Consider the following 17,823-nt stretch of genomic DNA (forward strand, 5'->3'; position numbering starts at 1 on the left):
CTCGCAGGCGACGCCAAGGTCACGGGCCGATAACATGGCTCCATATGCCCGTGCGTACGCGCGGGCGCGGCCGACGTGGCGTCGGCGCACCCGACAGATGGAGATCCGCTGTGGCCAACCCTCTCGAGAAACTGCTCCGCGCCGGTGAGGGCCGTGTGCTGCGCCGCCTGCAGCAGATCGTCAAGGCCGTGGGCGCGCTCGAAGAGGACTACGCCCGCCTCACCGACGACGAGCTGCGGAACGAGACCGCCGAGCTCCGCACGCGTCACGAGGCCGGCGAGACGCTCGACCGGCTGATGCCGGAGGCGTTCGCCGCGGTCCGCGAGGCCGCCAAGCGCACGCTGGGTCAGCGCCCCTACGACGTGCAGGTCATGGGCGGTGCGGCCCTCCACCTCGGGAACATCGCCGAGATGAAGACCGGTGAGGGCAAGACGCTGACGGCCACCTTCGCGGCCTACCTGAACGCCATCGCGGGCAAGGGCGTCCACGTCATCACCGTCAACGACTTCCTCGCCTCGTACCAGTCCGAGCTCATGGGTCGCGTCTATCGCGCGCTCGGCATGACGACGGGGACGATCGTCTCGGGTCAGACCCCCGAGGTCCGACGTGAGCAGTACGCGGCCGACATCACGTACGGCACCAACAACGAGTTCGGGTTCGACTACCTGCGCGACAACATGGCGTGGCGCCGCGAAGACCTCGTGCAGCGCGGCCACTTCTTCGCGGTCGTCGACGAGGTCGACTCCATCCTCATCGACGAGGCCCGGACCCCGCTCATCATCTCGGGGCCGTCGTCGGGGGAGGCGAACCGCTGGTTCGTGGAGTTCGCGCGCGTCGCCCTCACCCTCGAACCGGGTGTCGACTACGAGGTCGACGAGAAGAAGCGCACCGTCGGAGTGCTCGAGCCCGGTATCGAGAAGGTCGAGGACTACCTCGGCATCGACAACCTCTACGAGTCGGCGAACACCCCGCTCATCTCGTTCCTGAACAACTCGATCAAGGCGCGGGCCCTGTTCAAGCGCGACACCGATTACGTCGTGATGAACGGCGAGGTCATGATCGTCGACGAGCACACGGGCCGTATCCTCGTCGGCCGCCGCTACAACGAGGGCATCCACCAGGCCATCGAGGCGAAGGAAGGCGTTCCGGTCAAGGCCGAGAACCAGACGCTGGCCACCGTCACGCTGCAGAACTACTTCCGCCTCTACGACAAGCTCTCGGGCATGACCGGTACCGCCGAGACCGAGGCGGCCGAGTTCATGTCGACCTACAAGCTCGGCGTCGTCCCGATCCCGACGAACAAGCCGATGATCCGCAAGGACCAGCCCGATCTCGTCTACAAGAACGAGACCGCGAAGTTCGCGCAGGTGGTCGAGGACATCGTCGAGCGTCACGCGACGGGTCAGCCGGTGCTCGTGGGCACGACGAGCGTCGAGAAGAGCGAGTACCTCTCGCGCCTGCTCGCGAAGAAGGGCGTCAAGCACGAGGTCCTCAACGCCAAGAACCACGCCCGTGAGGCCGAGGTCGTCGCCCGCGCCGGCCGCCTGGGCGCCGTCACGGTCGCGACCAACATGGCCGGTCGCGGTACCGACGTCATGCTCGGCGGCAACGCGGAGTTCCTCGCCGTCCAGGAGATGAAGTCGCGCGGGCTCGACCCCGTCGAGACCCCGGAGGAGTACGAGGCCGCGTGGGACGAGGTCTTCGCGTCGGTCCGCGAGACCGTCGCCGAAGAGGCCGAGAAGGTCGTCGCAGCCGGTGGTCTGTACGTCCTCGGCACGGAGCGTCACGAGTCGCGCCGCATCGACAACCAGCTGCGCGGTCGTTCGGGCCGTCAGGGCGACCCCGGTGAGAGCCGGTTCTACCTGTCGCTGACGGACGACCTGATGCGTCTGTTCCAGTCGGGCGCGGCCGAGGCGATCCTCGCGCGGACGAATTTCCCCGAGGACGTCGCGATCGAGTCGTCGATGGTCTCGCGGGCGATCAAGAGCGCGCAGGCGCAGGTCGAGGCGCGCAACGCCGAGATCCGCAAGAACGTCCTCAAGTACGACGACGTCCTCAACCGTCAGCGTGAGGCGATCTACGCCGACCGCCGCCAGGTGCTCCACGGCGACGACCTGTCGGAGCGCGTGCAGCACTTCATCGAAGACGCCATCAGTGCCGTCATCGACGACCACACATCGTCGGGCCACACCGAGAGCTGGGACTTCGACGCTCTGTGGACCGAGCTGAAGACGCTCTACCCCGTGGGTGTCACGATCGACGAGGTCGTCGCGGAAGCGGGGAACAAGGGGCGGATCACCGCCGAGGTGCTCAAGCGCGAGCTGCTCTCCGACGCGAAGATCGCCTACCAGAACCGCGAGGAGGCGCTCGGCGAACCCGCTATGCGTGAGCTCGAGCGGCGCGTCGTGCTGCAGGTGCTCGACCGCCGCTGGCGCGACCACCTCTACGAGATGGACTACCTCAAGGACGGCATCGGCCTGCGGGCCATGGCTCAGCGCGACCCGCTCATCGAGTATCAGCGCGAAGGCTACGAGATGTTCCAGTCGATGATGAGCCAGATCAAGGAGGAGTCGGTCGGCTTCCTCTACAACCTCGAGGTCGAGGTGCGCTCCGCCGAGAGCGGCGAGGTCGACGCCAAGGGGCTCACCCCGACGCCCGTCGAGACGCAGAAGCTCGAATACTCCGCCCCGAGCGACACCGGATCGGGCGAGGTCGAGGTACGCAACGACCGCGGTCAGGTGCAGAAGAGCGCCACGGCGAAGGCCCGTCAGCACGCCGCGGAGCAGGAGGCGCCCGCCGACGCACCGCGCGGCGCGTTCGGCCAGAAGACAGGCACGGCCGAGGACGCCGGCGACGCGGGCAACCGCGCCGCACGACGCGCCGCAGGCAAGAAGAAGTGATCCGGCGAGCGGGCCACGCATCGTCGATCGGCCCGCTCGACCCCCGGATATCCTGATCGGATGAACCGCCGAATCCTCGATCAGTCATCGAAGCTCAAGGACGTCCTGTACGAGATTCGCGGCAGCGCCCTGGCCGAGGCCGACCGACTGGAGGCCGACGGCCACAGGGTGCTCAAGCTCAACACCGGTAACCCCGCCATCTTCGGGTTCGAGGCCCCCTTCCAGATCGTCCGCGACATGATCGAGTCGGTGCCCAACGCGCACGGCTACAGCGACAGCCGCGGCATCCTCTCCGCGCGGCGGGCCGTCGTCTCGCGGTACGAGGAGGTTCCCGGGTTCCCGCACGTCGATCCCGACGATGTCTACCTCGGGAACGGTGTCTCCGAGCTCATCACGATGACGATGCAGGCTCTCCTCGACGAGGGCGACGAGGTGCTGATCCCAGCGCCCGACTATCCGCTGTGGACCGCCATGACGAGCCTCGGCGGCGGCAAGCCCGTGCACTACCTGTGCGACGCGACACAGGGCTGGGAGCCCGACCTCGACGACATCCGCTCGAAGGTGACCCCGCAGACGAAGGCGATCGTCGTCATCAACCCGAACAACCCCACGGGTGCGGTCTACAGCCGCGAGGTACTCGAAGGCATCGTGCAGATCGCCCGTGAGAACTCGCTCCTTCTGCTCTCGGACGAGATCTACGACCGGATCCTCTACGACGAGGCGACCCACATCCCGCTGGCGACGCTCGCTCCCGATCTCCTCTGCCTGACCTTCAACGGCCTCTCCAAGACGTACCGCGTCGCCGGATACCGGTCGGGCTGGCTCGTCATCACCGGGCCGAAGGCGCACGCGAAGGGCTTCCTCGAGGGCATCCAGCTGCTCGCATCCACGCGGCTGTGCCCGAACGTGCCGGCGCAGTTCGCGGTGCAGGCGGCGCTGTCGGGCGTGCAGTCGATCGAGGCGCTCATCGCCCCGTCGGGGCGGTTGCACGAGCAGCGGGATGCCGCATGGCAGGGTCTCGAGAGCATCCCCGGCGTGACCTGTCACAAGCCCGAGGGTGCGCTGTACGCCTTCCCGCGCCTCGACCCCGAGGTCTACGACATCCATGACGACGGCAAGCTCGTCTACGACTTCCTCGTCGCGGAACACGTGCTGCTGGTGCAGGGAACCGGCTTCAACTGGCCCGATCCGGATCACCTGCGCATCGTCACGCTGCCCGAGGCGCGCGTGCTGACCGAGGCGATCGAGCGGCTGGGGAACTTCCTCTCGTCTTACAAGCAGTAGCCCGTCACAGCAGGGCGAGCGACGTCGCGCGCCACCGCCCGTCGAGGCCTTCGAGCCGGAGCGCGACGGCCCGCGTCCGATGCGGAGTGGTGACGACCACCGTGCCCTCGACGACGCCGTCCGCCGGCTCGCACGTGCGGACCGAGACGATCGAGTGGACGGGCCGCGCCGGCGTCACCTGTCGGGCACTGCGTGCACGCGCCGCGAGATTCGCGCGCGTGACGAGAACGCGGAAAGCATCCTCGCTCAGCCATCGAGCGAGCTGCTCGACCTCGCGCACTCCCGCCAGCACCTCGAGGACCCCGCGGGTCAGGTTGCGGATCAGCGGCTCGGGATCGGGCAGATCTGCCGTCGACGTCGGCTGCGCTGCGAAGTACTCGGCGACGTCGAGCGAGGACCCGATGCGGGGGTACCGGCGGGGTTGGTTCGCGCTCATCGACGTCATCGCACGCTCCTCCTTCCATCGGCTGTGTCAACGCCGACGAGTACAGCACACCGCCGAATCTGGCCGGATGAGAATCCTCCAACCTGTGGAAAGCGCCCTCGGGGTGCGCCGCGTCACCGCTAGCCTCACGGGGTGCGATGGCGGCGGTTCTTCGAGGATCTCGAACACCAGCTCGACTCCGAGTGGGAGGCCGAGCGAGCGGCGCTCGACACCGAGGCCGAGCGGTTGCGACTCTCGCGGCTGACTCTGCGCGAGCGGCTTCAGGAATCGATCGGCGCAGAGGTGACCGTCGATGTGGCCGCCGGTGATCCGATCCGCGGCCGCCTGACGGGGGTGGGAGCCGACTGGGTGGGCCTGGACCGCGCGGACGGCCCCGGTGCCGCCGTCGTGCCCTTCGCCGCTGCGTCGTCGGTCGTCCTCGCGGAACCTGATCTGCTCCGCAGCGCGCGTCCCGCGGGACGCGGCTCGGCGCTGTCGGAACGGATGACGCTCGGGTTCGTGCTGCGTGACCTGGCGCGCCGTCGCGTCCCCGTGCACATCGTGGTCGCGGGCGGAAAGACCTGGGCGGGGACGATCGATCGCGCAGGCGCCGACCACCTCGATCTCGCGCTGCACGACGCAGCTGAGCCGCGGCGACCGAGCGCTGTCACGGGGCACCGGATGATCGCCTATTCGGCTCTGCGGGTCCTGCACCTGCAGAGCGGCCACGGCTGAGAAGTCAGTCGCTGCGGTTCCGCCGCCCCCACAGCTCGGGGAAGCTGGCGACCTGCGACTGCTGCCACAGGGCGGCGCGGCGGGCGTCCTCGACTTGCGCGTCGAGGTAATCCTCGACGCTGGACGACTCGATCCGCCAGCGGGGCGGTGTTCCGACCTTCGCTCCGACGAGACGCCCCTCGACGGCGAGCGCGACCACTTCGTCGACCTCGATCTGCAGCATCTCCGCGACCTGGGAAGGCGTCAGGAAGCGCGCGCTGTCGGGCGTGGCGGGCATGGTCCCATTATCCGCGGGCGAATGTTCGCCCGCTCGGCTCTTGACAGCCCTGTGGACAACCAGCACGGCCGTGGCACCGCCTCGCCCACGATGGTGGCATGGTCGCACGAACCTCGTTCCGTAACCGCATCCGTCGCGCCGACGCACGCGTCATCATCGGCGTCGTCCTCGTGTCGATCTCCGTCGCGGGGGTCTGGGCCGCGGTGTCAGCGGCGCGGCAGACGTCGGCGGTCCTGACCGCGGCGCGGACCATCGTCGTCGGCGAGACCGTCGAGGCTGCCGATCTGCGCGTCGTGGAGGTGGCGCTCGGATCGGCTGACGACATCTATGCCGCACCGGGTGCGCTCGAGCCGGGCGGTGTCGCGACGCGGACGATCCCCGCCGGCGAGTTCGTGCCGCGCGCCGCAGTCGCATCACCGGACAACGTCGAGGTGACGACCGTCGTCGTGCAGACAGCCGGTGCCGTGCCCGGCTCCGTGTCGCCGGGGACCCGCGTCGAGGTGTGGAGTGCGCCGCAGCGCGAGCGAGGGGTCTTCGGCGAGCCGCGCATCCTCGTCCGAGAAGCCACGGTGCGCGCCGTGCAGGCCGGCGACGGGCTCATGGCACAGCAACGATCCGCCGCTGTCGAGCTGGTGGTGGCGCGCACGGACGTCTCGGCCGCGCTCGCCGCTGTCGCGGCCGGTGACGCGGTGTCGGTGATCCCGGCCGCGGGCGGGACGCGCTGATGCGTATCGTCGTGGCGATTCCCGATGCCGCGCCGTTCACCGAGCGACTGCGCGCCGGAGGTTTCACCGAGGTAACCGCGCTCGCGCCCGAGGATGTGGCCGCGGCAGCGCACGACGCGACCTTCGCATGGTCCGCTCCACAGGCGCGCGAGCTATCCGGTACCGCTGCCGTGATCGCAGGCGCGGACGTGCTCCTTCTCGCAGCATCCCGTTCGTGGCTCACGCGCGACGTCGTCGAGTTGTGCGACCGCACCGCGACCAGGATCGTCGCGTGGAGCCGGGGCGCGGCCGAGCATCGAGCGGCCGAGATCCTCGGGGTCGCGGTCGTCGATTCGACCACTGATGCCTTGGACGCCGTCACCGCCGTTCCCGCATCGACCCCGCCCGTTCGGTCGCGCGGGAGGGTGATCGTCGTGTGGGGCGCCTCGGGCGCGCCCGGTCGCACGACGATGTCGATCGAGATCGCTCGCGAGACGGCGCGCGATGGGCGCAGCGTCGCGCTCGCGGACGCGGACGCACACGCGCCCGCCGTCGCCGTCGCGCTGGGCGTTCCCGACGAGGGGCCGGGCCTGGCCGGCGCGTGCCGACGTGCGTCGCGCGGCGAACTGACACCGGCGGAACTGGCTCGCATCGCGGAGCCTGCGGGCGCCGTCGATGTCCTCGTCGGCATCAACCGGCCGGCGCGCTGGCCGGAACTCGGGTTCGAGCGTGTCACGCGCGTCCTCGAGACCTGTCGTGACTGGGTCGACGATGTCGTCGTCGACGTCTCGGCATCGCTCGAACGGGATGAGGCGATCGTCAGCGATCTCGACGGGCCCCGGCGCAATGCCGCGACCCTCGCCGCGCTCGAGTCGGCCGACCTGGTCGTCGCGGTCGCTGCCGCCGACCCCGTGGGGCTCTCGCGGTTCCTGCGGGCTTACCCCGAGCTGCGCGCGACCGTCGGGGCCGTGCCCGTCCACGTCGTCGTCAACAAGCTCCGGGGCGGCCCGCTCGGGATCGATCCACGAGGCCAGATCCGCCGCAGCTTCGAGCGGTACGCCGGGATCGAGCGATGCTGGTTCGTCCCGTGGGACCCGCGCGCCACCGATGCGGCTCTGTTGGGGGCCCGGCCCGTCGGCGAAGGAAACGGTCGGGGCCCCATCCCGGCAGCCGTCCGCCGACTCGTCGGCGAAGCGATCTCGCCCCCGATGCGCGCGGTCGCGGCGTCGCGCCGCCATCGTGTGACGGCGCACGCCGCGTCGGCGGGATCGGCCCCCTAGTCTGGGATGGTGTCGACCCTCAGCGATCTCGTCCATGCTCAAGGACTGTCCACCGACGCCGACGTCGAGTGGCTCCACCGCCTCGCCGGTGACGGTCAGCTGCTGGCCGATCTCGCCTTCGCCGACATCGTCATCTGGGTGCCTACCGCGGACGACTCGTTCATCGCCGTCGCGCACACCCGGCCCGGGGGAGCCGCGACCCTCTTCTATCGCGACATCGTCGGCGATCGGGTGCGCCCGCAGTGGCGCACGCAGGTGAAGGATGCCTTCACCCAGGCGCGCATCGTCGACTCGGCCTCGCCCGACTGGTTCGAGGAGACGCCCACCCGCGTGCGCGCGGTGCCGATCGTCCGGGAACGGGCGACCGAGGGGCGCGCCGCGCACGTGGTCGGTGTCCTCACACGACACACGAACCTCGGCGAGGCACGGACTCCCTCGCGTCAGCAGATCACGTTCAACGACTGCGCCGACGACCTGTTCGGGATGGTCGCCTCGTCCGACTTCCCCGATCTGAACGCCCCGACGGCTCCGCGTCGCGGCGCTCCGCGCGCATCCGACGGGCTCATCCGGCTCGATGTCGACGGCATGACCACCTTCGCCAGCCCGAACGCTCTCTCGGCCTTCAACCGGTTGGGCTTCGAGGACGAGCTCGAGGGCGAGCCTCTGATCGAGGTGGCAACGGCGATCCTTCCCAGCAAGCGCGAGTTCGACGAGTCGCTGCCGATCGTGATGGCCGGCCGTGCACCCTGGCGCGCCGACATCGAGGCCCGCGGCGTCACGGTGTCGCTGCGCACCATCCCGCTGCGCGACCACGGCACCCGCATCGGCGCGATCGTCCTATGCCGCGACGTGAGTGAGATCCGGCACCAGGAGCAGGAGCTCATCACGAAGGACGCGACGATCCGTGAGATCCACCATCGCGTGAAGAACAACCTGCAGACCGTCGCCTCGCTGCTGCGTATCCAGGCCCGCCGGACGCACTCCGAGGAGGCGCGTGACGCTCTCACCCAGGCGATGCGCCGGGTGTCGGCGATCGCGGTGGTGCACGACACCCTGTCGGAGGGGCTGGCACAGAACGTCGACTTCGACGAGGTGTTCGCGCGCGTCCTCAAGCTCGTCGCCGAGGTGGCGGCCGCGCCGAACACCCGCGCTCGCACGCGGTCGTCGGGGCGCTTCGGCACCCTGCCGAGCGAGTACGCGACGCCGCTCGCGCTCGCGCTCACCGAACTCGTCACGAATGCCGTCGAGCACGGGCTGGCGGGCACGGAGGGCGATGTCGAGATCGTCGCGGAGCGTTCCGCGGAGCGCCTCGAGGTGAAGGTGCGCGATTCCGGCAGCGGCTTGCCGGAGGGGCAGGTCGGGCGCGGCCTCGGCACGCAGATCGTCCGCACTCTGATCCAGGGCGAGCTCAGCGGCACGATCGACTGGCACACGCTCGTCGGCAGCGGAACCGAGGTGACCATCGAGATCCCGCTGCGCTACATCGAGCGCGACGCGGGCTGAGCGCGTCGCGGGGTCCCCGTCAACGCGCGGACCCCGCGCCGACGTGTCGGCAGCGGGGTCGGGGAGCGGGTCAGGACGCGCGGCGAGCGCGTGCAGCGCGGCGCTTCAGTGCGCGACGCTCGTCCTCGGACAGGCCGCCCCAGACGCCCGAGTCCTGGCCGGTCTCGAGGGCGTACTGCAGGCAGATCTCCGTCACGGTGCAGCGGGCGCAGACGGCCTTCGCCTTCTCGATCTGGTCGACGGCGGGGCCCGTGTTGCCCACGGGGAAGAAGAGTTCGGGGTCGACGGTCAGGCAGGCAGACTTGTCGCGCCAATCCATGTGGTGCTCCTTGGGGTGGTGATTCTGTCGGGCCGGACTCGGGTAGTCCGGTACCCTGGTTAAGTGTGCGAGCGGATGCTCGCCCCACTTCGCTGTGGGAGCACACGGCTTGATCTATCGTCCCATAGCCCGGACAGATGAATCAAGGGTGAACTGCGGATTTGCTCGCCGCCGGGCCGTGAATACCGGTATCGCGCGGCTCTGATCGAAGGTCGGATGCCATGGCCCCCACTGCTGTCGAACGTCTCGCGGGAGCCGTGCTCGCCGCAGAAGCCATCGCGTTGCTCGCGGTCGTCGGCTGGGAGATCGTCGCGCTGGTCGGCGGCGACACCATCGACGTTCCCAGCTCCGTCGCCCTCATCGTGTTGACCGCCATCGGTGCCGTGGCCCTCGCAGCATTCGCCGTGTCGGTCTGGCGCCGGGTGTCGTGGGGCCGTTCGGGCGGCATCGTCGCGCAGCTTCTGATCCTGGCGGTCGCCCTCGGCGCTGCCACGGGTCAGTACGCCGACGCCGGCACCGCTGTGCTCATCGCGGTGCCGGGCGTGGTCGGCTTCGTGCTGCTGGTGGCCGCGACCCGGCGTGCAGCACGCGGCCGCGGCGACGCCTGAGTCGTCGAGGCCCTCAGTCGAGACCGAGCAGCGCGCGGACTCGCGCGACGTGACCCGTCGCCTTGACGTTGTAGAGCGCGTGCTCGATCCGGCCGTCGGCGTCGATGACGAAGGTGGATCGGATGACGCCTTCGACGGTCTTGCCGTAGTTCATCTTCTCGCCCCATGCGCCGTACGTCTCGTGCACGGCGTGGTCGGGATCGCTGAGAAGCGGATAGGTGAGCTGCTCCTGCTCGCGGAAACGGCGCAGCTTCGCCTCGTCATCGCGCGAGATTCCGATGACCTCGATGCCCGCTGCGCGCAGCGACTCGACGCTGTCGCGGAAATCGCAGGCTTCCCGCGTGCAGCCGGGAGTCATGGCCGCCGGGTAGAAGAACACGACCGTGCGCCGTCCGCGCAGGTCCGACAGCGAGAGCGTCGAGCCGTCCTGGTCGTCGAGGGAGAATTCGGGGGCGAGGTCGCCCGGTTGCAGACGCGTCATGATTCCAGCCTAGAACGGCGAACCGCCGGGTCGACCCCGGCCGAGAAGGTGCCGAGCAGGCGCTGAAGCGAGTCGAGTCGCGCCGGGCCACGTTCTCCCAGCCGGCCCTGCGCGACGGCCTCGACGATCGCGCAGTCGGGCGCATCGGGAAGATGCGTGCAGCCCCGCGGGCACTCCTCGGCGACAGCGGCGAGGTCGGTGAACGCGGCGAGGATGTTGGCGGGGTCGACGTGCCCGAGGCCGAACGAGCGGACCCCGGGCGTGTCGATGACCCAACCGCGCCCCTCGGGGCCGAGATAACGAAGCGATACCGTCGAGCTCGACGTGTGGCGACCTCGACCGGTGACTTCGTTGACGTGTCCGGTCGCCCGCGCGGCTGTCGGCACCAGGGCGTTCACGAGGGTGGACTTGCCGACGCCGGAGTGACCGACGAACACCGTGGCGTGGCCCACGAGCTTCGCGCCGAGCTCGTCGACCGGCATCCGTCCCCGCCCGCTCGTGAGCACTTCGAGGTCGTCGACCCCCTCGAAATGCGCGAGGAACGCGGCCGGGTCGGCGAGATCGGTCTTGGTCACCACGAGCAGGGGATGGATGCCGGCGTCGAGCGCCGCGATGAGGTAGCGGTCGACCAGGCGCGGGCGGGGCTCAGGGTCGGCTGCGGCGACGACGATGACCATCTGATCGGCGTTGGCCACGACGATCCGCTCCACCTGGTCGGTGTCGTCGGCGCTGCGGCGAAGCAGCGTCGTGCGTGGTTCGATGCCGACGATGCGTCCGAGAGTGCCTTCGTCTCCCGACACGTCGCCGACCACGCGTGCCCGGTCGCCGCTGACGATGGGCTGCTTCCGCAGCTCGCGAGCGCGCACCGCGAGCGTGGTGTGCTCGTCGTCGCCGTCCTCGTCGATGAGCACGGTGTAGCGGCCGCGGTCGACACCCACCACGCGCGCCACCTGGGCGTCGCTGTGGGCGGGTCGTCGCTTGGTGCGCGGCCGATTCGCCTTCGGGTTCGGACGCATCGGGATGTCGGACTCGTCGTACTCCTCGTCGAGGTCGTCGTCGCCGCCGAGCCAGCTCACCCGGCGACCTGCGCGTCGGATCCGAGCATCTCTGCCCACAACTGGGGGAACTCGGGCATCGTCTTCGCGGTCGTGCCGATGTCGTCGACCTCGACGCCCGGGACGCGCAGGCCGATGATCGCCCCCGCCGTGGCCATCCGGTGGTCGTGGTGCGCCCGCCAGAGCCCGCCGCGCAGCGGCGTGGGCGTGATGCGGATGCCGTCCTCGAGCTCTTCGGCCGAGCCGCCGAGCGCTCGGAGGTTGCCCACGAGAGCGGCGATGCGGTCGGTCTCATGGCCGCGGATGTGGCCGATGCCGTGCAGTGTGCTCGGCGAGTCGGCGAACGCCGCGAGCGCGAAGAGCGACGGGGTCAGCTCGCTCGCCGCCGACAGGTCGAGGTCGACGCCGCGCAGCTCGCCGGTGCCGGAGACCGCGAGAACACCGCTGCGTCGCGTCACGCGGGCGCCCATCTCGGTCAGGATGTCGACGAGCAGCGCACCCGGCTGGGTCGAGTGCACGGGCCAGTGCGGGATCGTCACCCGCCCGCCCGTCAGCGCGGCCGCGGCCAGGAAGGGGGCCGCGTTGGACAGGTCGGGCTCGATCGTGAGCTCTTTGCCGCGGAGCGGACCGGCGGGGACGAGCCACTCGCGGTCGCTCGGACGCTCGACGTTCACGCCACGGTGGCCGAGGGCCTCGACCGTCATGTCGATGTGCGGCAGGCTCGGCAGGCGGTGACCGTCGTGCACGAGGCGGAGCCCGACATCGAACCGGGGCGCCGCCAGCAGGAGCCCCGACACGAACTGGCTCGAGGCGCTCGCGTCGATCGTGACCTCGCCGCCGCGAACGTGGCCGTGCCCGTGCACGAGGAACGGCAGCGTCCACCGGCCGCCGTCGTCGATGTCGACGCCGAGCTCGCGGAGGCTCCGGATCATCTCCGCCATGGGCCGGTGCAGGGCGCTCTCGTGGGCCGTGACGGTGACCTCGCCGCGCGCGAGTCCGGCGAGGGGAGTGACGAAGCGCATGACGGTGCCGGCTTGCCCGCAGTCGACCACGGCATCGGCCGGTTCCGCCCCGAGCGGCGTCACGACGAGGTCGGGGCCGAAACGGCCCTCGCCGGGCACGGCTTCGATCTGGGCGCCGAGAGCTCGCAGCGCGTCGATCATGCGCGCGGAGTCGTCCGAATGCAGCGGCGCGATCAGGCGCGAGGGAGTCTCGGCGAGGGCCGACAGCACGAGCTCGCGGTTGGTGAGCGACTTGGAGCCGGGCACGGCGACCTCGGCCCGGACGGGGCTCTCAGCGACGGGCGCGCGCCACGGCGCGCCGACGTCGGCGGTGCGGGGGGAATACGCGGCGGTGGTCATGGGTTTCACAGTATCGAACGCCCTCGTGCTGTCGAGGTCGTTGGTCCCACCGAGTGAGAGGAGCCCATGATCGCACTCGCCGATCCTGCGGTCGCGCCGTGGGACGCCCACGTAGACTGGCCGCTGATGGAAGAGCAAGCGGTCACCGATCCGAGCGCCCAGTTCGAGGAGCAGGCGCTCCCGTTCATGGACCAGCTTTACGCCGCCGCCATGCGGATGACCCGCAATCCCGCTGACGCAGCGGACCTCGTGCAGGAGACGTTCGTCAAGGCGTTCGCCTCGTGGTCGTCCTTCACGCAGGGGACCAACCTCAAGGCGTGGCTGTACCGGATCCTGACCAACACCTACATCAACACCTACCGCAAGAAGCAGCGGGAGCCCTACCAGGGCACCATTGACGACCTCGAGGACTGGCAGCTGGGAGGAGCGGAATCCACCACCGCATCCCGGAGCCGCTCCGCCGAGGCTGAAGCGATCGACCACATGCCGGCGTCCGCGGTCAAGGACGCGCTGCAGTCGATCCCCGAGGATTTCCGGTTGGCGGTGTACCTCGCGGACGTCGAGGGCTTCGCCTACCAGGAAATCGCCGACATCATGAAAACCCCGATCGGCACGGTCATGAGCCGTCTGCACCGTGGCAGACGCCTGTTGCGTGACCTGCTGGCCGACTATGCGAAGGAGCGGGGCATCGAGATGCCCCCCACGAGGAGCAAGAAATGAGTGACTGCGGCTGCGAGAAGGCGCGACGCGATCTGGAAGAGTACCTGCGCAACGAGGTCTGCAAGACCGAGCACGCCGACATCCGGGAGCACCTCGAGTCATGCCCGGCTTGTCGCGACGAGGCCCTGGTGTCGCGCACCCTCACCGAGGTCGTCGCCCGAGCGTGCCGGGAATCGGCACCCGAGGAGCTGCGCGACCAGGTTCTGGCGCGTCTGCGGGAGGCCCAGGAGGCCGCTCACGCGTGAGCGCGCTCCGCGCCCGAGCCCGATGACGGCCTGAGCTCGGCCGTGAGAGCAGAAAGGGGCGGACGTTCGCACGTCCGCCCCTTTCGCTACCGCTGGCTCAAAGCGTGAGCGCCTGCTCGATGAGCTTCGCCTGCTCCACGGCGTGCACCTTCGGCGAACCGGTCGCCGTCGACGCCGCCGCAGGCCGGGTGATGCCGCGCACCGAGCGGCCATCGAGCTTGGCGGCGGCTTCGAGGGCGATGAACGGCCAAGCGCCCTGGTTCTCGGGCTCGTCCTGGACCCACACGACCTCGGCGTTCGGGTAGCCCGCGAGGACCGCCTTCAGCTCGTCGATCGGTGCCGGATAGAACTGCTCGAGACGCACGAGCGCGATGGCCGGGTTCGGCTTCTTGTCGAGCTCGGACTTCAGGTCCCAGTGGATCTTGCCCGAGTGCAGCAGCACACGCTTGACCGCGCTCTTGTCGGTGATCGCGCTGTCGTCGATCACGGGCTCGAACTTGCCGCGCTGGAAGTCCTCGACCGGGCTCGTCGCACCGCGCAGGCGCAGCATCGCCTTCGGCGTGAACACGACGAGGGGGCGGCGCGGACGTGCGTAGGCCTGGCGGCGCAGCAGGTGGAAGTACGACGCGGGGGTGGAGGGCCGAGCGACCGTCATGTTGTCCTGAGCGCACATCTGCAGGTAGCGCTCGATGCGAGCCGACGAGTGATCCGGCCCCTGGCCCTCGTAGCCGTGGGGGAGCAGCAGGACGACGCCCGACTGCTGGGCCCACTTCTGCTCGGCCGACGAGATGAACTCGTCGATGACCGACTGCGCGCCGTTGGCGAAGTCGCCGAACTGGGCCTCCCAGAGCACGAGCGAGTCCGCGCGCTCTACCGAATAGCCGTACTCGAACGCCATGGCCGCGTACTCGCTCAGCAGCGAGTCGTAGACGTAGAAGCGGCCCTGGTTCTCGGACAGGTTCGCGAGCGGCAGCCACTCCTGGCCGTTCGAGCGGTCGTGGAGGACGGCGTGACGCTGCACGAACGTTCCGCGACGCGCATCCTGACCGGCGAGGCGGACGTTCGTGCCCTCCATGAGCAGCGAGCCGAACGCGAAGAGCTCGCCCATCGCCCAGTCGATGTTGCCGTTGCGGCTCATATCGTGGCGCTTGTCGAGCAGCTGCTTGAGCTTGCCGTGCACCGTGAAGTTCTCGGGGGCGTTGACGAACGCGTCGCCGATCTGATGGATGACGTCTTCACCGACACCCGTCGTCTCCGGGGCGCCGACGGCCTGATCGATCGGTCCCGACAGGCCCACCGGGCCGGACGCGCCGGTCTCGGCGGCGTGCGTCTCGGCGAACGCGACCTCGAGGCGGTCCTGGAAGTCGCGCTTGGCCTGCTCGTACTCTTCCTCGGTGATGTCGCCGCGTCCGACCAGCGACTCGGTGTAGAGCCGGCGGACCGAGCGCTTGGCCTCGATGAGGTTCGTCATGAGGGGCTGGGTCATCGACGGGTCGTCGCCCTCGTTGTGACCGCGGCGGCGGTAGCAGACGAGGTCGATCACGACGTCGCGCTTGAACTCCTGGCGGTAGCGGAACGCGAGCTGCGCGACGTGCACGACGGCCTCGGGGTCGTCGCCGTTGACGTGGAAGATCGGCGCCTGGATGGTCTTGGCCACGTCCGTCGCGTAGACCGAGCTGCGGGCGTCGAGGGGGAGCGTCGTGAAGCCGACCTGGTTGTTGACCACGACGTGGACCGTGCCGCCGGTCCGGTACCCGCGCAGCTGCGACATCTGCAGCGTCTCGACGACGACGCCCTGACCGGCGAACGCGGCGTCGCCGTGGACGAGGATCGGCAGCCACGAGAACGAGCCGATCGGGCCGCGGTCCTGCTTGGCGCGCACGATGCCCTCGAGAACGCCGTCGACGGTCTCGAGGTGCGACGGGTTCGCGGCGAGGTACACCGGCAGTTCGTCGCCCTCATCACCGACGAAGGTGCCCTCGGTGCCGAGGTGGTACTTCACGTCGCCCGAGCCGCTCTTCGAACCGATCGCGACGGAGCCCTCGAACTCGCGGAAGACCTGGCCGTAGGTCTTGCCGGCGATGTTCGTCAGGACGTTGAGACGGCCGCGGTGGGCCATGCCGATCGCGGCGCCCTCGAGGCCCGTGCGCGCCGCGCCCTGGAGGACCTCGTCGAGCAGCGGGATCAGCGACTCGCCGCCCTCGAGGCTGAAGCGCTTCTGGCCGACGTACTTGGTCTGCAGGAAGGTCTCGAACGCCTCGGCCTGGTTGAGCTTGCCGAGGATGCGCAGCTGCTCGTCGTGACCGGGCTTCTGGTACTTGACCTCGACGTTGTCCTGGAACCACTTGCGCTGCTCGGGATCCTGGATGTGCATGTACTCGATGCCGATCGTGCGGCAGTACGAGTCGCGCAGAACGCCGAGGATCTCGCGGAGCTTCATGACGCGCTTGCTGCCGAACCCGCCGGTAACGAACTCGCGGTCGAGGTCCCAGAAGGTCAGACCGTGCTGCTCGATCTCGAGGTCGGGGTGCGTGCGCTGGCGGTACTCGAGCGGGTCGATGTCGGCCATGAGGTGGCCGCGCACCCGGTAGGAGTTGATGAGCTCCTGCACGCGGGCCGTCTTGTCGACGCGCTCGGCGAGGTCGACGTTGATGTCGGTCGACCACTGGATGGGCGCATAGGGGATGCGCAGGGCGGCGAAGATCTCGTCGTAGAAGCCGTTCTTGCCGATCAGCAGCTCGTGAACGGTCTTGAGGAACTCGCCCGAGCCGGCACCCTGGATGACGCGGTGGTCGTAGGTGCTGGTGAGAGTGATGGTCTTGCCGATGCCGAGGTTGACGAGCGTCTTCTCGCTCGAGCCCTGGAACTCGGCCGGGTAGTCGAGCGCGCCGGCGCCGATGATGCTGCCCTGGCCGCGCATGAGCCGCGGAACCGAGTGCACCGTGCCGATGCCGCCGGGGTTGGTCAGCGAGATCGTCGTGCCCTGGAAGTCGGCAGCGGTGAGCTTGTTCTTGCGAGCACGGCTGACCAGGTCTTCGTAGGCGGCCAGGTACTCGCCGAAGCTGAGCGACTCGGCGCGCTTGATGCTCGGCACCATGAGCGCGCGCGTGCCGTCGGGCTTGGGGAGGTCGATCGCGATGCCGAGGCCGACGTGCGCGTGCGCGATCACCGACGGCTTGCCGTCGACCTCTGCGTACGAGACGTTCTGGCTCGGGAAGGCCTTGAGCGCCTGGATGAGCGCCCAGCCGATGAGGTGGGTGAAGCTGATCTTGCCGCCGCGCGTGCGCGACATGTGGTTGTTGATGACGATGCGGTTGTCGATCATCAGCTTGGCGGGGATGGTGCGCACACTCGTCGCGGTCGGCACCGTGAGCGAGTCGTCCATGTTCGCCGCGAGGGTCTTCGGCATGCCGCGCAGCGGGGTGACGACATCCTCGCGCTGCTCGACCTCGGCGGCGGGGGTCGTCGGGGCCTGCGCGGGCACCGGCTGCGCGGCGGCGGGCCGAGCCGTCGTGCGAGCGACCGGCTGCGAGCCGACCGTCGGCACCGGGGCCGTCACGGGGTGCGACGCCGCCGCGGGCTGTGCGGGGGCGGGTTGCGCGGGAGCGGTGCCGGCGGGCTGCGCCGGGGCGGACCCGGCGGGCTGGGAAGCGCCGCCGTTCACGTGAGCGGCGTAGGCCTCGAGCGTCGGCCACCACTCCTTGTCCACCGAGTTCTTGTCTTCGCGGAACTGTTCGTACAGTTCCGCGACGAGCCATTCGTTCGCCCCGAACTCGCCGTCGTTCGAGGTTCCGATTCCGGTCGCCTGGCTGGACACGGCAGATCGCCTGCTTTCATCGGTGAAGATCGGTTCTCACGGCGGTCGTCCGCCGCCGCGCACAGTCTCCTAGGGTAGCCCAGATCAACCGACCGGATGCCGCGGCGACA

Annotated in this window: 16 protein-coding genes; 9 read left to right on the plus strand and 7 right to left on the minus strand. The window is 69.6% G+C overall.

Annotated features, from left to right (window positions below):
- Positions 1–110 precede the first annotated feature (110 nt).
- Complete coding sequence (gene secA, locus ABIC53_RS01435; RefSeq protein WP_112617338.1) at positions 111–2,900, plus strand: preprotein translocase subunit SecA; 2,790 nt, start codon at positions 111–113, stop codon at positions 2,898–2,900.
- A 60-nt stretch (positions 2,901–2,960) separates the two neighbouring features.
- Positions 2,961–4,184: a pyridoxal phosphate-dependent aminotransferase gene (locus tag ABIC53_RS01440; RefSeq protein WP_269267808.1), complete on the plus strand. Its 1,224-nt coding sequence runs from the start codon at positions 2,961–2,963 to the stop codon at positions 4,182–4,184.
- 4 nt (positions 4,185–4,188) lie between these two features.
- Here the strand turns inward: ABIC53_RS01440 and ABIC53_RS01445 are convergent, their stop codons facing one another.
- The gene (locus tag ABIC53_RS01445; protein WP_274179036.1) at positions 4,189–4,620 is read right to left on the minus strand and encodes an Rv3235 family protein; all 432 of its coding nucleotides are present in this window, start codon (positions 4,618–4,620) and stop codon (positions 4,189–4,191) included.
- A 141-nt stretch (positions 4,621–4,761) separates the two neighbouring features.
- On the opposite strand from ABIC53_RS01445, the gene ABIC53_RS01450 reads away from it, so the two are divergent.
- Positions 4,762–5,343 (plus strand): hypothetical protein, encoded by a 582-nt coding sequence (locus tag ABIC53_RS01450; RefSeq protein WP_274178854.1) that lies wholly within the window; start codon positions 4,762–4,764, stop codon positions 5,341–5,343.
- Positions 5,344–5,347: 4 nt separating this feature from the next.
- Here ABIC53_RS01450 and ABIC53_RS01455 read toward each other — a convergent pair whose 3' ends face one another.
- Positions 5,348–5,620, minus strand: coding sequence for a helix-turn-helix domain-containing protein (locus tag ABIC53_RS01455; RefSeq protein ID WP_112617334.1), 273 nt, complete (start codon positions 5,618–5,620; stop codon positions 5,348–5,350).
- Positions 5,621–5,718: 98 nt separating this feature from the next.
- Here ABIC53_RS01455 and ABIC53_RS01460 point away from each other — a divergent pair, with 98 nt between their 5' ends.
- The 3 genes from ABIC53_RS01460 to ABIC53_RS01470 are packed head-to-tail and all read left to right on the plus strand — an operon-like array spanning position 5,719 to position 9,107.
- Complete coding sequence (locus ABIC53_RS01460; protein ID WP_354450069.1) at positions 5,719–6,345, plus strand: SAF domain-containing protein; 627 nt, start codon at positions 5,719–5,721, stop codon at positions 6,343–6,345.
- The gene (locus ABIC53_RS01465) at positions 6,345–7,604 is read left to right on the plus strand and encodes a CpaE/TadZ family protein (RefSeq protein WP_354450071.1); all 1,260 of its coding nucleotides are present in this window, start codon (positions 6,345–6,347) and stop codon (positions 7,602–7,604) included. The genes ABIC53_RS01460 and ABIC53_RS01465 overlap by 1 nt, the downstream gene beginning before the upstream one ends.
- Positions 7,605–7,613: 9 nt before the next feature.
- Entirely contained in the window at positions 7,614–9,107 is a 1,494-nt protein-coding gene (locus ABIC53_RS01470; RefSeq protein ID WP_112617585.1) for a sensor histidine kinase, read from the plus strand.
- 70 nt (positions 9,108–9,177) lie between these two features.
- Here ABIC53_RS01470 and ABIC53_RS01475 read toward each other — a convergent pair whose 3' ends face one another.
- Complete coding sequence (locus ABIC53_RS01475; RefSeq protein ID WP_023955350.1) at positions 9,178–9,426, minus strand: WhiB family transcriptional regulator; 249 nt, start codon at positions 9,424–9,426, stop codon at positions 9,178–9,180.
- A 221-nt stretch (positions 9,427–9,647) separates the two neighbouring features.
- Here ABIC53_RS01475 and ABIC53_RS01480 point away from each other — a divergent pair, with 221 nt between their 5' ends.
- Entirely contained in the window at positions 9,648–10,034 is a 387-nt protein-coding gene (locus ABIC53_RS01480) for a histidine kinase (protein ID WP_282501343.1), read from the plus strand.
- 13 nt (positions 10,035–10,047) lie between these two features.
- On the opposite strand, the gene bcp is transcribed toward ABIC53_RS01480, so the two are convergent.
- The 3 genes from bcp to aroA are packed head-to-tail and all read right to left on the minus strand — an operon-like array spanning position 10,048 to position 12,931.
- The gene (bcp, locus tag ABIC53_RS01485; RefSeq protein ID WP_282501342.1) at positions 10,048–10,515 is read right to left on the minus strand and encodes a thioredoxin-dependent thiol peroxidase; all 468 of its coding nucleotides are present in this window, start codon (positions 10,513–10,515) and stop codon (positions 10,048–10,050) included.
- Positions 10,512–11,591 (minus strand): ribosome small subunit-dependent GTPase A, encoded by a 1,080-nt coding sequence (rsgA, locus tag ABIC53_RS01490; RefSeq protein ID WP_282501341.1) that lies wholly within the window; start codon positions 11,589–11,591, stop codon positions 10,512–10,514. Before rsgA ends, bcp begins: the two co-directional genes overlap by 4 nt.
- Positions 11,588–12,931, minus strand: coding sequence for a 3-phosphoshikimate 1-carboxyvinyltransferase (aroA, locus tag ABIC53_RS01495; RefSeq protein ID WP_274178849.1), 1,344 nt, complete (start codon positions 12,929–12,931; stop codon positions 11,588–11,590). Before aroA ends, rsgA begins: the two co-directional genes overlap by 4 nt.
- 66 nt (positions 12,932–12,997) lie before the next feature.
- Here aroA and ABIC53_RS01500 point away from each other — a divergent pair, with 66 nt between their 5' ends.
- The gene (locus ABIC53_RS01500; RefSeq protein ID WP_378719613.1) at positions 12,998–13,651 is read left to right on the plus strand and encodes a sigma-70 family RNA polymerase sigma factor; all 654 of its coding nucleotides are present in this window, start codon (positions 12,998–13,000) and stop codon (positions 13,649–13,651) included.
- The gene (locus ABIC53_RS01505; RefSeq protein ID WP_112617327.1) at positions 13,648–13,896 is read left to right on the plus strand and encodes a zf-HC2 domain-containing protein; all 249 of its coding nucleotides are present in this window, start codon (positions 13,648–13,650) and stop codon (positions 13,894–13,896) included. Before ABIC53_RS01500 ends, ABIC53_RS01505 begins: the two co-directional genes overlap by 4 nt.
- 97 nt (positions 13,897–13,993) lie before the next feature.
- On the opposite strand, the gene ABIC53_RS01510 is transcribed toward ABIC53_RS01505, so the two are convergent.
- Positions 13,994–17,713, minus strand: a complete 3,720-nt coding sequence (locus ABIC53_RS01510; RefSeq protein ID WP_354450075.1) for a multifunctional oxoglutarate decarboxylase/oxoglutarate dehydrogenase thiamine pyrophosphate-binding subunit/dihydrolipoyllysine-residue succinyltransferase subunit — start codon at positions 17,711–17,713, stop codon at positions 13,994–13,996.
- Positions 17,714–17,823 lie beyond the last annotated feature (110 nt).

Origin of the sequence: Microbacterium sp. 1262 (assembly GCF_040544895.1) — a bacterium.
GTDB lineage: Bacteria > Actinomycetota > Actinomycetes > Actinomycetales > Microbacteriaceae > Microbacterium > Microbacterium plantarum.

Coding starts and splice junctions, on each gene's coding strand:
- ABIC53_RS01440 (WP_269267808.1), top strand. CDS start 2,961: ATGAACCGCCGAATCCTCGATCAGTCATCGAAGCTCAAGGACGTCCTG.
- ABIC53_RS01445 (WP_274179036.1), bottom strand. CDS start 4,620: ATGAGCGCGAACCAACCCCGCCGGTACCCCCGCATCGGGTCCTCGCTC.
- ABIC53_RS01455 (WP_112617334.1), bottom strand. CDS start 5,620: ATGCCCGCCACGCCCGACAGCGCGCGCTTCCTGACGCCTTCCCAGGTC.
- ABIC53_RS01460 (WP_354450069.1), top strand. CDS start 5,719: ATGGTCGCACGAACCTCGTTCCGTAACCGCATCCGTCGCGCCGACGCA.
- ABIC53_RS01465 (WP_354450071.1), top strand. CDS start 6,345: ATGCGTATCGTCGTGGCGATTCCCGATGCCGCGCCGTTCACCGAGCGA.
- ABIC53_RS01475 (WP_023955350.1), bottom strand. CDS start 9,426: ATGGATTGGCGCGACAAGTCTGCCTGCCTGACCGTCGACCCCGAACTC.
- ABIC53_RS01480 (WP_282501343.1), top strand. CDS start 9,648: ATGGCCCCCACTGCTGTCGAACGTCTCGCGGGAGCCGTGCTCGCCGCA.
- bcp (WP_282501342.1), bottom strand. CDS start 10,515: ATGACGCGTCTGCAACCGGGCGACCTCGCCCCCGAATTCTCCCTCGAC.
- aroA (WP_274178849.1), bottom strand. CDS start 12,931: ATGACCACCGCCGCGTATTCCCCCCGCACCGCCGACGTCGGCGCGCCG.
- ABIC53_RS01500 (WP_378719613.1), top strand. CDS start 12,998: ATGATCGCACTCGCCGATCCTGCGGTCGCGCCGTGGGACGCCCACGTA.
- ABIC53_RS01505 (WP_112617327.1), top strand. CDS start 13,648: ATGAGTGACTGCGGCTGCGAGAAGGCGCGACGCGATCTGGAAGAGTAC.